Source organism: Streptomyces sp. TAA204 (genome assembly GCF_000424965.1).
Genome location: NZ_AUKW01000004.1, coordinates 90,597 through 104,932 on the forward strand (window position 1 = coordinate 90,597; position 14,336 = coordinate 104,932).

The window sequence follows — 14,336 nt, forward strand, 5'->3', positions numbered from 1 at the left end:
CGTGGCCCGCTGGCTGCGCGGCAGCCGCCCCTCCCCGCGCGTACAGGGCTTCATCGCCGAAGCCCTCTCGCGGCGGCTGGGCCGCCCGGTCCGGGTGACTCAACTGGGCATGGGGGACGGGCGCAGCGGCGGGCCCGGCCCCCGCTCACCGCGGTACGGCGCGGGGAAGACGGAGAGCAGCGATGCCGTGCCGGGAGCGTACGACGGCCAGGAGACGGCACGCCCCGCGGACCAGCTCGCCGCGCTCACCTCCGCGGTGGTCGGCCCGCCCCGCGCGGACTCCCCGCCGCCCGCCCCCTACCGGCTCACGCTGCTGGCGCCGGCCGTCGCCGCCGCGCACGGCACCGGGGCGATGACCGCCGGCCGGTCGCGGGCGTCTCCCGGCGCAGGTACGGGCGACGCCCCCGGTCCGTCCGGCGGCACAGCAGCGGTGGCGCAGCGCTCGCGGCACACGCCCCGCACCGCCGCGGCAGACCCCTCGACTGCCGTCGGCGGCGACAGAACCGGCGAGGAGGCCCGCCTGAACGGGGGAAGCATCGGCGAGACCCCCACCGAGACTCCCGAGCCCCTCCGTCCCCGTCCGCCCCGGGCGCACTCCCCCACGCCCGCCCGGGGCGGACGGTCCTCCCGGCGCACCACCCCCGACGAAGTCGCCTCCGTACGCGAGCATGTGCGCTTCTTCGCCCAGCAGGCCGACCGGCACGGCGGCGGTCACATCCGCACGCCGCTCGCCGCCGCGCTCGCCGATCTGGTCCGCCGGCTGCGCACGGGGGGCGAAGGGCCGCACCATCCCCGGCTGGTGGCGGGAGCGGCGCGGCTGAGCTTCCTGCTGGCACGCGTCTACGCCGACGAACAGCGCCACGGGCTCGCCCAGCGCGCCTTCCTCACCGCGGCCGAACTCGCCGAGGAGGGTGAGGACCCCGAGGGCGTCGCACTCGTCCGCCGGGCGCTGAGCTCCCAGGCGCACCAACTGGGGCACCGGCGCCAGAGTCTCGCCCTCGCGGAGGCCGCCTGCGAGGCCGCGCCGGCAGGCGCACCGCCCTCGACCGTGGCCTTCCTTCACGCCGGGCTGGCCGTCGCGCGGGCGGCGGAGGGCGAACGCGGCAGCGCCCTGGCGGCGATCCGCCGCGCCGAGTACGAACTGGCCCGCTCACCGGCCGACTTGACGACCGGTCCGGAGAGCCCCGACGGGGAGCCCGTCGGCGCGTACCAGGACGCCGCGCTGCACTACCAGGCCGGCCAGGTGCGTGTTGCCCTGGGCGACAGGGACGGCGCCATCACGGAGTTGCGCTCCTCCCTGCGCTCCCGGCCGGAGGGCGAGCGGCGCTCGCGTGCGCTCAGCGAGGCGGAACTGGCCGAACTCCTGCTCTCCCGGGGGCGCGTGGAGGAAGCCTGCTCCACCTGGCAGGGCTTCCTGGAGGACGCGACGCTCGTGCGGTCCGGCCGTGCGCGCCGGGCACGCGACCGTATGCCGCGTCTGCTGCGCCCGTACGCGCAAGAGCGCTGCGTCCAGGCGCTGTCGGCCCGGGCGGGCATGACCCCGGGCCGTGAGCGGAGTAAGTCCCCGCCCAGCGGGCATCACCCACGAACACCACGAGAGCGCACAGGGAAGGTACGGGGCGAGATGGCCACACCCATCACAGCGAGCGCCTTCATCGCAGCCCTCGAGAAAGAGGGCGTGACGATCGAGGAGGTCCGCGACTGGCGCAACCACAACCGCAACCACACGGGGCCCTGGGGCCCTGTGCACGGCATCATGATCCACCACACGGTCACCAACGGCTCCAAGGAGACGGTCGACCTCGTCTACGACGGCCGCTCCGACCTGCCCGGACCCCTGTCGCACGGCGTCATCACCAAGGACGGCACGGTCCACCTCGTCGGACACGGCCGCGCGAACCACGCGGGGCTCGGTGACGACGACGTGCTGCGCGCGGTGATCGCCGAGGAGGAGCCCCCGGGCCCCAACGAGGTGAACACCGACGGCAACCGGTGCTTCTACGGCTTCGAGTGCGAGAACCTCGGCGACGGCGAGGACCCGTGGCCCGAGGAGCAGCGCGACGCGATCGAGCGGGCCGCCGCCGCGCTGTGCAGGCACCACGGATGGAACGAGCGCTCCGTGATCGGCCATCTGGAGTGGACGGACCAGAAGGTCGACCCGCGCGGATTCACGATGGACGAGATGCGCGAGCGCATCGCGGCACGCCTGAAGTAGCCGCACCCGGCATCACGGGAAGGGGCGGGCGGCGCGACAATGGAGAAGTGGAGACCAGCGCCCCCGCCCCGCCCCCGCACGGCGCCGACGGTGTGTCCGGTCAGTGCCGTGACAGCGTGGCGGGCGGTGAGACCGGTGACGCCGCGTCCGGCCTCCGCGGCGCGGACGCCCTTCTCGCGGCGGTGAGCCCCGCGCCACTGCTGCCCTCCCCTCTCCGGGAACTCGACGACGAGCGGTTCGCGCGGCACGGCGTACGGCTGCTGCTCAAGCGCGACGATCTGATCCATCCCGAGCTGCCGGGCAACAAATGGCGAAAACTCGCCCCTAATCTCCGCGCCGCGCTCACCGCCGGAGCCGGGACCGTGCTGACGTTCGGCGGCGCCCACTCCAACCATCTGCGCGCCACGGCCGCCGCCGGACGCATGCTCGGGCTCACCACGGCCGGCTTCGTACGCGGCGACGAACTGGCCGCACGCCCCCGCAACGCCTCACTCGCCCGCTGCGAAGCCGACGGCATGCGGCTGCACTTCGTCTCACGTGCGGACTACCGCCGCCGCGCCGAGCCGCACTTCCTCACCTCGCTGCTCGCCCGCTCCGGGTACGGGGACGCCGGCACGTTCCTCATACCGGAAGGAGGCAGCAACTCCCTTGCCGTACAGGGCTGCCTCGACCTCGGCCGCGAACTGCGAGGCCGTACCGACGTCGCCGCCGTCGCCTGCGGAACGGGCGGCACCCTGGCGGGCCTGGCCGCCGGACTCGCGCCCTCCCAGCGCGCCCTGGGCATCCCGGTGCTCCGCGGCGGCTTCCTCGGGTCCGACGTCCGCGGCCTGCAACGATCTGCGTTCGGGGAACTCCGGGGCAGCTGGTCGCTGGACGAGCGCTTCCACTTCGGCGGCTTCGCACGCGGGAGCCGGGAACTGGAGGAGTTCGCGGCGGACTTCGCCTCCCGGCACGGCCTGCCGCCGCTGGAGCGGACCTACGTCGCCAAGCTGCTCTTCGCCCTGACCGCGCTCGCCGCCGAGGGCGCCTTCGCGCCGGGCAGCACCGTGACGGCCGTCGTCACAGCAACCGGTCCGGGCGGTCCGGGCTAGCCTGACGGCATGATCAGAGCCGCCGTCCCGGCCGACGTTCCGGCCATCCACACGATGATCCGTGAACTGGCCGCGTACGAAAGAGCACCCGAGCAGGCCAGGGCGACGCACCGGCAGCTGCACGACGCCCTCTTCGGCGAACACCCGGCGGTCTTCGCGCTGATCGCCGAGGCGGCTACGGAGAGTGACCCGGTCGGTTTCGCTCTGTGGTTCAGGAATTTCTCGACCTGGACGGGCACTCACGGTGTGTATCTGGAGGACCTGTACGTCCGCCCTTCCGCACGCGGTGCGGGGCACGGCAGGGCACTGCTTTCAGCCCTTGCCGGAATCTGTGTCGAACGGGGTTATGAACGCTTCGAGTGGTGGGTATTGGACTGGAACGACCCCTCCATCGGTTTCTACAGATCACTCGGGGCCCGGCCGATGGAGGAGTGGACGGTCTTCCGCATGTCCGGAGAGCCGCTGCGGGCACTGGCAGAAGCCAACGCAGCGTAATCACTTCGGATTCGCGACCTCCGACCCCTAGCCACAGACAGTACCCATATGTTTACTATGGGTGACGCTCATGTGATGGGGCGCTGTGATCCATGCGGGCGACATCAGGTCTCGGATCGCGATAGCGTCACAGTCGAACCATCGACGGCGTCAGGCCGGTGGTTCTCCGTGGAGGAGATCCACAACTGCGCGGCGGAGTGCCGCATGCGCAGCAGCGAACGAGCCGAACCGGCTTGTGCCACTTTGGAGGTGAGGGTGTCCCAGATCGCAGGTGAGCCCGTGGGGCAGGACGGACAGGACTTCGTGGAAGTCCGGCTGCCCGCCGCGGGTGCCTATCTGTCGGTGCTGCGCACGGCCACTGCCGGACTCGCGGCCCGCTTGGACTTCACCCTCGACGAGATCGAGGATCTGCGGATCGCCGTGGACGAGGCGTGCGCGATCCTGCTGCAGCAGGCTGTGCCGGGCTCCGTGCTCAGCTGCGTCTTCCGGCTCGTCGGTGACTCCCTCCGTGTCACCGTCTCGGCCCCCACGACCGACGGCCGGGCCCCGGAGCGCGACACCTTCGCCTGGACGGTGCTCTCCGCCCTGGCCGGCGAGGTGGATTCGACGGTTTCCGACGACCGTACGGTCAGCATCAGCCTGCACAAGAAGCGCGGTGCGGGCCCCGGGGCGCCGTGACTGAGCACGAGGCACGGGAGCATTGGGCGGGCCGTACCGGTGCGGCGGCCGACCCGGTCGTGCCGGAGCAGGCCAGACCGCACCCCGCCGACCCCAGCAGTCAGCGACCGGACCAGGCAGAGCGGGCGGACGCGATGGACATGCAGCAGCACGAGACCCAGGAACACCACGGGTCCGCACAGCACGGCGGGCGCACGGCGCGGGCCGCTCAGTTCGCGCACTTCGACCCGCACGACCGCAGCGGGGCGCGTGCCATGTTCATCGCCCTGCGGAACCTCCCCGACAACTCTCCCGAGCGCGCCGAACTGCGCAACCACCTGGTGCGCATGCACCTGCCGCTCGTGGAGCACCTGGCCCGCCGCTTCCGCAACCGGGGCGAGCCGCTGGACGACCTCACCCAGGTCGCGACGATCGGTCTGATCAAATCCGTCGACCGCTTCGACCCGGAGCGCGGGGTGGAGTTCTCCACGTACGCCACCCCCACCGTCGTCGGCGAGATCAAACGGCACTTCCGCGACAAGGGCTGGGCCGTACGCGTCCCGCGCCGTCTGCAGGAGCTGCGCCTGTCCCTGACGTCGGCGACCGCTGAACTCTCCCAGCTGCACGGCCGGGCGCCGACCGTGCACGAACTGGCGCAGCGGCTGTCGATCTCGGAGGAGGAGGTGCTCGAAGGGCTCGAGTCGGCCAACGCCTACAGCACGCTCTCGCTCGACGTCCCCGACACCGACGACGAATCCCCGGCGGTCGCCGACACGTTGGGAGCGGAGGACGACGCCCTGGAAGGGGTGGAGTACCGCGAGTCCCTCAAGCCCCTCCTGGAGGAGCTGCCGCCGCGGGAGAAGAAGATCCTGCTGCTCCGCTTCTTCGGGAACATGACCCAGTCGCAGATCGCGCAGGAGGTCGGCATCTCGCAGATGCACGTCTCCCGGCTGCTGGCCCGCACGCTGGCCCAGCTGCGCGACAGGCTTCTGGTCGAGGAGTAGAGCCGCACCGCCAGCACCACGCCGCTCGCGCGCGTCCGCCCTTTGCCCGGGCGGGCGCGCGCGGGGCGTGTCAGGCGTCGCGCGGGCCGATGCCGAGCGCTTCAGTCGCGGTGGGATTGACCAGGCAGCCCAGTACGACGACCCCGGCCAGGGCGATGGCGATACCCATGGCGGTCCACACGCCGCCGTTCTGGGCCATCTGGTAGCCCGCCGGCAGCGCGATCAGCTGCACGAACATCGAGGGCCCCCGGCTCCACCGCCGCATCAGCCACAGGCCGCGGGCCGCGGCCAACGGCAGTACGGACAACGCCAGTACGGTCACCGCCATGGTGACCGCCTGCACCATGCCGTCAGGTTCGTCCGTCACCAGCATCACCAGCGACGCCACACCGAACGCGGCGACGATGAGTCCTTCTACCGTGGTCAGTGCGGCGGCCACGGTGAGCCGTCGCGGACGGCCGGAGGGGGCGGGGGTCTCGTTATCGGCTGACACAGGGGAAGCGTAGCTGTCCGCGCACGTCCCCCCTCCAAGGGCCGCAGGGCGGCCTGCTGCTGCCGCCGGTCATGGGTACGCTGCACTCCATGCGCGCACTCCTCGTCGTCAACCCCGTCGCCACGACCACCAGCGTGCGGACCCGCGAGGTCATCACGCACGCCCTCGCCAGCGACCTGAAGCTGGACGTGGTGACCACGGAGTCCCGCGGCCACGCCCGTGAGCTCGCCCGGCTGGCGTCGGAGAACGGCGAGACGGAACTGGTGATCGGACTCGGCGGCGACGGCACCGTCAACGAACTCGTCAACGGCCTGCTGCACCACGGCCCCGAACCGGACCGCCTGCCCCGCCTCGCCGTCGTCCCCGGCGGCTCCACGAACGTCTTCGCCCGCGCCCTCGGCCTGCCCAACGACGCCGTCGAGGCGACGGGTGTGCTGCTGGACGCGATCGAGACCGGCAGAGAACGCACGATCGGGCTCGGCCTCGCGTCGGGCGTGCCGGACACCGACGACGCGGGGGTGCGTCCGCGCTGGTTCACCTTCTGCGCCGGCTTCGGATTCGACGCGGGGGTCGTCGGCCGCGTCGAAGCGCAGAGAGAGCGGGGCAAGCGTTCGACCCATGCCCTGTATGTACGGCAGGTGATGCAGCAGTTCCTGAGGGAGAAGCACCGCAGCCGGGGCACGATCAGACTGGAGCGGGAGGGCGAACAGCCCGTCGAGGAACTGGTGCTGTCGATAGTCTGCAACACCGCCCCGTGGACCTATCTGGGCAACCGCCCCGTCTACGCCGCCCCCGGGGCGTCCTTCGACACCGCCCTCGACGTGCTCGGACTCTCCCGGCTGACCCCTCTCGCGGTGAGCCGCTACGGCACCCAGCTGCTCACTTCCAGCCCGCAGCGCGGGCCGCACGGCAGACACGCGGTGACCCTGCACGACGTAAGCGACTTCACCTTGCATTCCCAGGCTCCACTGCCGTTCCAGATGGACGGTGACCACCTGGGAGTGCGGACGAGCGTGAACTTCACAGGTGTACGCCGTGCACTGCGTGTGATTGCTTAAGTGGAACCCCCGAAAGTCCTTCCACTCGAACGTTTAGGCCAGGGTCCACCCCCTGGAAGTACGCCTGTGAGTGTTGCGGCGCCAAGGAATCCAAAAAAACTTGTCGGAAGGGGTTGTATCCGCCGCCGAGGTTTGCGAGTCTCTTCATGGCGATCGGGACGGCCCCTTCACGGAGGCCCCCAGACGCCCGAATCCTTCCTCTCATTCCAGCTGGGACCCGTATCACAATCGAACGGCGCCCCTTCCCTTGCGAGAGGATTCGTGAAAGCGTTCACATTCACAAGCACTCAGAAACCACGAGGAGAGGTAGCAGCCATGGACTGGCGTCACAACGCCGTTTGCCGCGAGGAAGACCCCGAGCTGTTCTTCCCCATCGGCAACACTGGTCCTGCGCTGCTGCAGATCGAGGAAGCGAAGGCTGTCTGCCGCCGCTGCCCCGTCATGGAGCAGTGCCTGCAGTGGGCGCTGGAGTCCGGTCAGGACTCCGGTGTCTGGGGTGGCCTCAGCGAGGACGAGCGCCGCGCGATGAAGCGCCGCGCGGCTCGCAACCGGGCGCGGAACAACGCCGCGACCGCCTGAGACTGACGCCCACACCCTGCCACTCGCTGCATCCCGAGCCGCAGCGCGCAGTGCCGCGACGCGCATCGCGTACATACAGACTTCGAGCCCCGGCTTCCGAGCCGGGGCTCGAAGTCTTGTGCAACATCCACACATGAGTGCCGGCGGGCGAGGGCGCACGCCGGTCAGCGCGCCGGTCGTCCTTCACGGCGCCCCCCGGCACTCCCCCGCGCCGTCTCAGTGATTCTCGCGCTTGTCCCGCTTCTCGGGCGCGACGGGAAGGTCGAAGACAACCCGGGTGCCACGCCCGGGCGCGGGGATCATGTCGAACTCACCGCCCAGTTCGCCCTCCACCAGAGTCCGTACGATCTGCAGACCCAGGTTGCCGGCGTGCTTGGCGTCGAAGTTCTCGGGCAGGCCACGCCCGTCGTCCTGGACGGAGACCAGCAGCCGCCCGGTCTCCTTGCCGGGTCCGGAGCTGCGTACCGCGCCGACCTCGATCGCGCCCTGCTCTCCCGGCCCGAACCCGTGCTCCAGGGCGTTCTGCAGCACCTCGGTGAGCACCATGGAGAGAGGGGTGGCCACCTCCGCCTCCAGCACGCCGAAGTGGCCCGTACGGTGGCCGGTCACACGGCCGGGTGAGATCTCCGCCACCATCGCCAGCACCCGGTCCGCGATCTCGTCGAACTCGACCCTCTCGTCCAGGGTCTGAGAGAGCGTCTCGTGCACGATCGCGATCGAACCGACGCGCCGCACGGCCTCGTTGAGCGCGTCACGGGCCCGGTCCGAGTCCATCCTCCGGGACTGCAGCCTCAGCAGCGCGGCCACCGTCTGGAGATTGTTCTTCACCCGGTGGTGGATCTCCCGGATGGTGGCGTCCTTCGTCATCAGTTCGCGTTCACGGCGGCGCAGCTCGGTGATGTCACGCAGCAGGATGAGCGAACCGATGCGCGTCCCCTTGGGTTTGAGCGGGATGGCCCGCAGCTGTACGACGCAGTCGTTGGCCTCGACCTCGGCGCCGCGCGGCGCCCAGCCGCTCGCCAGCTTCACCAGGGCCTCGTCCACCGGGGCGCGGGAGGGCGCCAGTTCGGCCGTGACCTGACCGAGGTGTACACCCACGATCTCGCTCGCCAGGCCGAGCCGGTGGTACGCGGAGAGAGCGTTCGGACTGGCGTACTGCACGACACCGTCGGCGTCCAGCCTGATCAGTCCGTCGCCGACGCGCGGGATGTGGTCGATGTCGAGCTGCTGGCCGGGGAAGGGGAAGGCGCCCGCCGCGATCATCTGGGCGAGGTCGGACGCGCTCTGCAGATACGTCAGTTCGAGCCGGCTCGGGGTGCGGACGGTGAGCAGGTTGGTGTTGCGCGCGATGACACCGAGGACCCGGCCCTCCCTGCGTACGGGGATCGACTCGACCCGTACGGGCACCTCCTCCCGCCACTCCGGATCTCCCTCGCGCACGATTCTGCCCTCGTCGTGCGCGGCGTCCAGGAGAGGGCGGCGGCCCCGCGGCACCAGATGGCCCACCATGTCGTCCTGGTGGGAGGTCGGGCCGGTGTTGGGACGCATCTGCGCCACTGACACATAGCGCGTGCCGTCCCTGGTGGGCACCCACAGCACGAGGTCGGCGAAGGAGAGGTCGGAGAGCAGCTGCCATTCGGAGATCAGCAGGTGCAGCCACTCCAGGTCGGAGTCCGAGAGGGCCGTGTGCTGGCGTACGAGGTCGTTCATGGAGGGCACACGGGCGAGCCTACCGGCGCCCGGCGGCGTGGCCGGGCGTCCGGGCGGGGCGGCCGGGCAGCGGGTGCTCCGCGAGGAACTTCGCCCACGGCATGGACAGGCAAGAGTGGTCTAGTCCACAATGGCCGGGTAAAGAAACGGTCTTCTGCTCTCCCCGCACAGGAGAGCAGAGAGAGACTCCGGCACTGTCTGCCCTGACCGGCCGGGGTCTCCGAGCTCCGGGCTGCGGTGCCGGGCGGGTTGAGGGTCCCGCCCCGGCGCCGCGGCCCGAAGTGTTTCCGGCGCGGGGGCCCGGGCCGGGGCCGGCGGCGGGGCGGGCGCCCCCGGCTCAGCGCGTCTCGGTCACCTTCGCCAGCGCACGGGGGGCGTCTGGGTCCTGACCACGGGCGATGGTGACCTCGTAGGCGAGCATCTGCAGCGGAATGATCTCCAGGATCGGCTGCAGCTCCTCCGGCAGCCCGTCCGTCGGCAGGGCGAATCCCGCGGAGGCCCGCTCGACCTCCGAACGGCTGCCGATGACGACGAGATCGGCGCCCCGGTCGCGGAGCCGGTCCAGTACGGGCTGCAGCGCCTCGCCGCCCTTGCCTTCCGTGACCACGGCGATGACCGGGGAGATGTTGTCGACCATGGCCAGGGGGCCGTGCAGCAGGTCCGCGCCCGAGTAGGACAGGGCGGGGATGTAGCTGGTCTCCATCAGCTTCAGCGCCGCCTCCTTCGCCGTCGGATAGCCGTAGCCGCGCGAGGTGAGGACCATCCGCTCCGCGAACCGGTAGCGCCCTGCGAGCGCCTTGATCTCCGGCTGACGTGCGAGGACGGACTCGGCGAGGTCCGGCAGGGCCTTGGCTCTCTCCACCCCGGGGCCGCCGCGCATGCCCTCCACGAAGAGGTAGAGCGCGAGCAGTTCCGCGGTGTAGGTCTTGGTCGCGGGCAGAGCCTGCTCGGATCCCGCGAGTACGTCGATGTGGAACTCGCTGACCTCCGCCAGCGGCGAGGCGGAGTTGTTGGTCACGGCGAGGGTGAGCGCACCGGCCTCCCGTGCGGCCCGCGTCGAGGCGACGAGGTCCGGGGAGCCGCCCGACTGGCTGACGGTGACGACCAGGCAGTCGGTGAGGTCGGGCCTGGCCCCGTACGCGGTGGTGGTGGACATGGACGTCAGCCCGCACGGCTTGCCCAGCAGGATCTCCAGCAGGTACTTCGCGTACAGCGCGGCGTTGTCGGACGTGCCGCGCGCGGTGAGCAGCACGAAGCGCGGGTTGCGGGCCGCGACCTGTTCGGCGGTCTCACGGATTCTCGGGGCGCCCTCCTCCAGGATGCGGCGCAGCACCTCCGGCTGTTCGGCCATCTCACGGGACATGACCCGTCCCCGTCCGTCGCCGGGAGAGCCCGTCGACGATGCCGGGGCGGGTGTCGAGGCGGGGGTCGAGCCGGGGATCGAGGCGGGCGTGGCGGACATGCTGTGTGCCTCCAGGTGACGTTCGGTGCTGCCGGACGGACGTGCGTACCGGGAGTTCAGCCGTCGGACCTCTTGCCGGCGATGACCTCCGCGGCGGCCCGTCCGCACACGCGGGCGGCGCCGTGGGTGGCGATGTGCAGGGAGCCGGAGGGCGGCGCCTGGGGCACTCCCATCTCGACCACGACCGTCTCCGGACGTGCCGCGAGCAGAGCACCCAGTGCGTCGGCCATCCAGCGGTGACGGTGGACGTCGCGCACCACGGCGACGATCCTACGGTCAGCCGCCGCACCGAGCACACCCGCGACCAGGCCGGATGTGCCGTCATCGCCGCTCTCCCCGTCCGTGCCGTCCGCGCCGTACGTGACGGTCCCGGTGCCGGGCAGCAGCTCCGACAGTTCGGCGGCCACGCCCCACGGTGTCTCGCTGCCCACCGCGATGTTCGCCGCGGGGGTGAAGGAGGCCACGAACGGCGGGGCAGTGAGCGGCTCGTAGGTCTCCCCGCCCGTGACGCGCAGAGCGCGGCGGGCCGCTTCGAGCCCGACGCCGGGGCCTCCCGCCCGGCCCTCGTCCGCGGCTGCCGCCGCAGCGCCGCGCTGCTCCCTGTTCCCGTTGCGCGCGGTGGCGTGCGCCCAGCCCGCGAGGGCGCGCACGCGCGCAGCGGCGTCGGCGAGGCGCTGCTCCGGCAGTTCACCGTCGAGCACCGCCCGTACCAGGGCGTCGCGCAGCCGCAGCACGGTCTCCTCGTCGGCCAGTCCCCCGCCGACGCACAGCGCGTCGGCGCCCGCGGCCACCGCGAGGACGCTGCCGCGCTCCAGGCCGTACGTTCCGGAGATGGCCTGCATCTCCATTCCGTCCGTGACGATCAGACCGGTGTGGCCGAGCCCGCCCTCCTCGCGCGGGGCGCGCAGCAGACCGGTGAGGGCTGCCGGACTGAGCGTGCCGGGGAGGGCGGCGTCGAGGGCGGGCAGCAGGATGTGCGCGCTCATCACGCCCATGCTTCCGGCCGCGACCGCAGCCTGGAACGGGACGAGTTCGCGCGCGTGCAGCGTGCTCATGTCGGCGTCGATACGCGGCAGGGAGTGGTGCGAGTCGACGGCTGTGTCGCCGTGCCCGGGGAAGTGCTTGACGCACGCGGCCACACCCGCCTGCTGGAGCCCCTCGACGTAGGCGACGGTGTGCCGTGCGACGAGCCGGGGGTCGTCGCCGAAGGAGCGGACCCCGATGACCGGGTTGTCGGGGTTGGAGTTGACGTCGGCGGACGGTGCCCAGTTCAGGTTGACGCCGCATTCGGCGAGGCGGCGGCCCAACTCGTGTGCCACGGCGCGGGTGAGGCCGGGGTCGTCGACGCGGCCCAGGGCGAGGTTGCCGGGGAAGGAGGAGCCCGTACGGGCCTCCAGGCGGGTCACGTCCCCGCCCTCCTCGTCGACAGCCACCAGCACTTCGGGCCGTACGCGGCGCAGCTCCGCGGTGAGAGCGGCGAGCTGCTCGGGCGAGGCGATGTTGCGGCCGAAGAGACCGACGGAGGTGAGGCCCTCCCCGAGCTGCCGCAGCAGCCAGTCCGGCGCGCTGGTGCCGGTGAAGCCGGGCTGCAGCACGGCGAGAGCGTCCCGGGTGAGGCTCCCGGTGTCGGTTGCGAGCGTGGTCATATGGCGCATTGTCCCTTCACTGTCGGCCCTTCGCTGGAGAGGGCGGGCGAGCGGAGTGCGGGCGCTATCCCTTCACGGCGCCGGCGGTGAGCCCGGCGACGGCCTTGCGCTGGAGGTAGAGGAAGAGCAGCAGGATCGGAAGGGCGAAGAGCGAGGCCGCGGCCATGGTCGCTCCCCAGTCGTCCCCGAAGGCGGTCTGGAAACGGGAGAGCCACAGGGGCAGGGTCTGGCTCTCCGCGTCCTTGTTCAGGATGAGCACCATCGGGAACTCGTTCCAGGCGGTGATGAATCCGAAGAGCGAGGTGGCCATGAGACCGGGCGCGAGCAGCGGGAAGATCACCTTGCGGAACGCCTGTGTACGGCCGCAGCCGTCCACCATCGCCGACTCCTCCAGCTCCTTGGGCACCGCGGCCACATAGCCGCGCAGTGTCAGGATCGTCAGCGGCAGCACCATCACCGTGTAGAACAGCGTGAGAGGGACGAGGCTGTTGAGCATGTCGGCGTCCCGCACCGTCATGTAGATCGCGATGACCATGACCTCCCAGGGGGCCATCTGCGCGATCATGAAGGTGAGGATGAGGCCCTTGCGGCCCCGGAAGCGCATCCGGGCCAGGGCGAATGCGGCGAAGAGCGCGATGAGCAGGGAGAGTCCGACCGCGACGAGCGTGACGGTGACCGAGTTGCGTACCAGCGACCAGAAGTGCTCCGCGCGCACCGCTGTCGCGAAGTGCTCCAGGGTGGGGCTGGAGGGGAACCACACCGGAGTCTCGGAGACGATGTCGCTGTCCGGCTTGAGCGCCGTGCTGAACATCCAGTAGACGGGGAAGACGAAGCCCGCGAAGAGCACGAGCGCCGTGGCGTCGGGCCAGATCGCCGTCCAGCGGCGCCGCCGCGGACGGCGGGTGAGTGCCCCCTTCACTGCTCGTCCTCCTCTTGTCTCAGCGCGAGGCGCAGGTAGTACGACATCAGCGCCAGCAGGATCAGGATGGTGAGCACGGAGATGGCCGCGCCCATGCCGTAGTGCTGGTTGCCGACGCCCTCGACGAAGGCGTAGACGGGAAGGGTCTCGGTGAGGCGGTTGGGGCCGCCCTCGTTGATCGCGAAGATGTGCGGGAACGCCTTGAAGATCCATATGACTTCGAGGAACGTCGTCACCAGCAGGAACGGCTTGAGGAAGGGCAGGGTTACCGTCGCGAAGCTCTGCCGGGCGTTCGCCCCGTCGAGCGCCGCCGCCTCGTACAGCTCGCGGGGGATGGTCGTGGTCGCCGCGTAGAGGTTGATCGCGACGAACGGGATCGACGTCCACACGATGAGCAGCGAGATGACGAAGAAGGTCGAAAGCTGCCCGCCCGTCCAGTTGAAGTCCGCCATGGAGTGGAAACCGACCGCGTCGAGCACCCAGTTGACGACGCCGAAGCGCTGGGCGAACAGCCATTGGTAGACCGTCGTCGCGGCGATGACGGGCATCGCCCAGGCCAGCACGAGACCGACGGAGAGCAGCAGGCGCATACGTGTGCCGAGCCTGGCGAGCAGCAGGCCGACCAGGGTGCCGCCCACCATGATCACGGTGACGTTGACGACGGTGAAGAGGACCGAGCGCAGGGTGACCCGCCAGAAGTCCTCATTGCCGAGGGTCTCGCGGTAGTTGTCCGTTCCGGTCCACTCGGTGACGTGCTGGATCAGCTGCGTCATGTTGAGGTTCTGGAACGACAAGAGGCCGTTCAGCACCAGTGGCCAGCCGAGGAAGACGGCGGTGACCGCGAGCGCGGGCAACAGCAGCAGATAGGGAAGTGACCGGCGGGAGCGCGTGGCGGGAGCGCCCGGCGGTTCACCGGCCGGACTCACCGCCGGGGGCGTGCCCCGTGCGGGAGGCGGCGCCTGCTGGGTCTGCACTGACATCTCTGCTCCGGCTCCCGGGGTCGAAGA

13 protein-coding genes and 1 pseudogene are annotated in these 14,336 nt (G+C 71.0%); 8 read left to right on the top strand and 6 right to left on the bottom strand.

The genetic code is table 11. The features are described from left to right. Window positions 1-352: 352 nt before the first annotated feature. From H343_RS35850 to H343_RS0108750, 6 genes and pseudogenes are all read left to right on the top strand, one after another. A pseudogene (locus H343_RS35850) lies at window positions 353-1,516 on the top strand (tetratricopeptide repeat protein); the annotation flags it as partial. 108 nt (window positions 1,517-1,624) lie between these two features. Continuing rightward, window positions 1,625-2,215 carry a peptidoglycan recognition protein family protein gene (locus tag H343_RS0108730; RefSeq protein WP_028431141.1) on the top strand — a complete coding sequence of 197 codons (591 nt, stop codon included), beginning with the start codon at window positions 1,625-1,627 and terminating at the stop codon, window positions 2,213-2,215. A 182-nt stretch (window positions 2,216-2,397) separates the two neighbouring features. After that, on the top strand, window positions 2,398-3,306 hold the full coding sequence (locus tag H343_RS0108735) for a pyridoxal-phosphate dependent enzyme (RefSeq protein WP_028430817.1): 909 nt from the start codon (window positions 2,398-2,400) through the stop codon (window positions 3,304-3,306). A 9-nt stretch (window positions 3,307-3,315) separates the two neighbouring features. Further along, on the top strand, window positions 3,316-3,801 hold the full coding sequence (locus H343_RS0108740) for a GNAT family N-acetyltransferase (RefSeq protein ID WP_028430818.1): 486 nt from the start codon (window positions 3,316-3,318) through the stop codon (window positions 3,799-3,801). A gap of 255 nt (window positions 3,802-4,056) precedes the next feature. After that, window positions 4,057-4,479 carry an ATP-binding protein gene (locus H343_RS0108745; protein WP_028430819.1) on the top strand — a complete coding sequence of 141 codons (423 nt, stop codon included), beginning with the start codon at window positions 4,057-4,059 and terminating at the stop codon, window positions 4,477-4,479. After that, window positions 4,476-5,462: a SigB/SigF/SigG family RNA polymerase sigma factor gene (locus H343_RS0108750; protein ID WP_037903091.1), complete on the top strand. Its 987-nt coding sequence runs from the start codon at window positions 4,476-4,478 to the stop codon at window positions 5,460-5,462. The genes H343_RS0108745 and H343_RS0108750 overlap by 4 nt, the downstream gene beginning before the upstream one ends. Window positions 5,463-5,532: 70 nt before the next feature. Here the strand turns inward: H343_RS0108750 and H343_RS0108755 are convergent, their stop codons facing one another. After that, window positions 5,533-5,955 carry a hypothetical protein gene (locus H343_RS0108755; protein ID WP_028430821.1) on the bottom strand — a complete coding sequence of 141 codons (423 nt, stop codon included), beginning with the start codon at window positions 5,953-5,955 and terminating at the stop codon, window positions 5,533-5,535. Between the two features lie 89 nt (window positions 5,956-6,044). On the opposite strand from H343_RS0108755, the gene H343_RS0108760 reads away from it, so the two are divergent. Together H343_RS0108760 and H343_RS0108765 are read left to right on the top strand one after the other, a co-directional pair. Next, the gene (locus tag H343_RS0108760) at window positions 6,045-7,013 is read left to right on the top strand and encodes a diacylglycerol kinase family protein (RefSeq protein ID WP_028430822.1); all 969 of its coding nucleotides are present in this window, start codon (window positions 6,045-6,047) and stop codon (window positions 7,011-7,013) included. A gap of 315 nt (window positions 7,014-7,328) precedes the next feature. Continuing rightward, window positions 7,329-7,592, top strand: a complete 264-nt coding sequence (locus H343_RS0108765) for a WhiB family transcriptional regulator (RefSeq protein WP_027747983.1) — start codon at window positions 7,329-7,331, stop codon at window positions 7,590-7,592. Between the two features lie 216 nt (window positions 7,593-7,808). Here H343_RS0108765 and H343_RS0108770 read toward each other — a convergent pair whose 3' ends face one another. From H343_RS0108770 to H343_RS0108790, 5 genes are all read right to left on the bottom strand, one after another. Then, window positions 7,809-9,302: a PAS domain-containing sensor histidine kinase gene (locus tag H343_RS0108770; protein WP_028430823.1), complete on the bottom strand. Its 1,494-nt coding sequence runs from the start codon at window positions 9,300-9,302 to the stop codon at window positions 7,809-7,811. A gap of 337 nt (window positions 9,303-9,639) precedes the next feature. After that, window positions 9,640-10,665 carry an SIS domain-containing protein gene (locus H343_RS0108775; RefSeq protein WP_051264954.1) on the bottom strand — a complete coding sequence of 342 codons (1,026 nt, stop codon included), beginning with the start codon at window positions 10,663-10,665 and terminating at the stop codon, window positions 9,640-9,642. Window positions 10,666-10,820: 155 nt separating this feature from the next. Further along, window positions 10,821-12,410, bottom strand: coding sequence for a glycoside hydrolase family 3 N-terminal domain-containing protein (locus H343_RS0108780; RefSeq protein WP_028430825.1), 1,590 nt, complete (start codon window positions 12,408-12,410; stop codon window positions 10,821-10,823). Window positions 12,411-12,474: 64 nt separating this feature from the next. Beyond that, window positions 12,475-13,281: an ABC transporter permease subunit gene (locus H343_RS0108785; protein ID WP_028430826.1), complete on the bottom strand. Its 807-nt coding sequence runs from the start codon at window positions 13,279-13,281 to the stop codon at window positions 12,475-12,477. Between the two features lie 44 nt (window positions 13,282-13,325). After that, the gene (locus H343_RS0108790; protein ID WP_028430827.1) at window positions 13,326-14,309 is read right to left on the bottom strand and encodes a carbohydrate ABC transporter permease; all 984 of its coding nucleotides are present in this window, start codon (window positions 14,307-14,309) and stop codon (window positions 13,326-13,328) included. Between the last annotated feature and the right edge of the window lie 27 nt (window positions 14,310-14,336).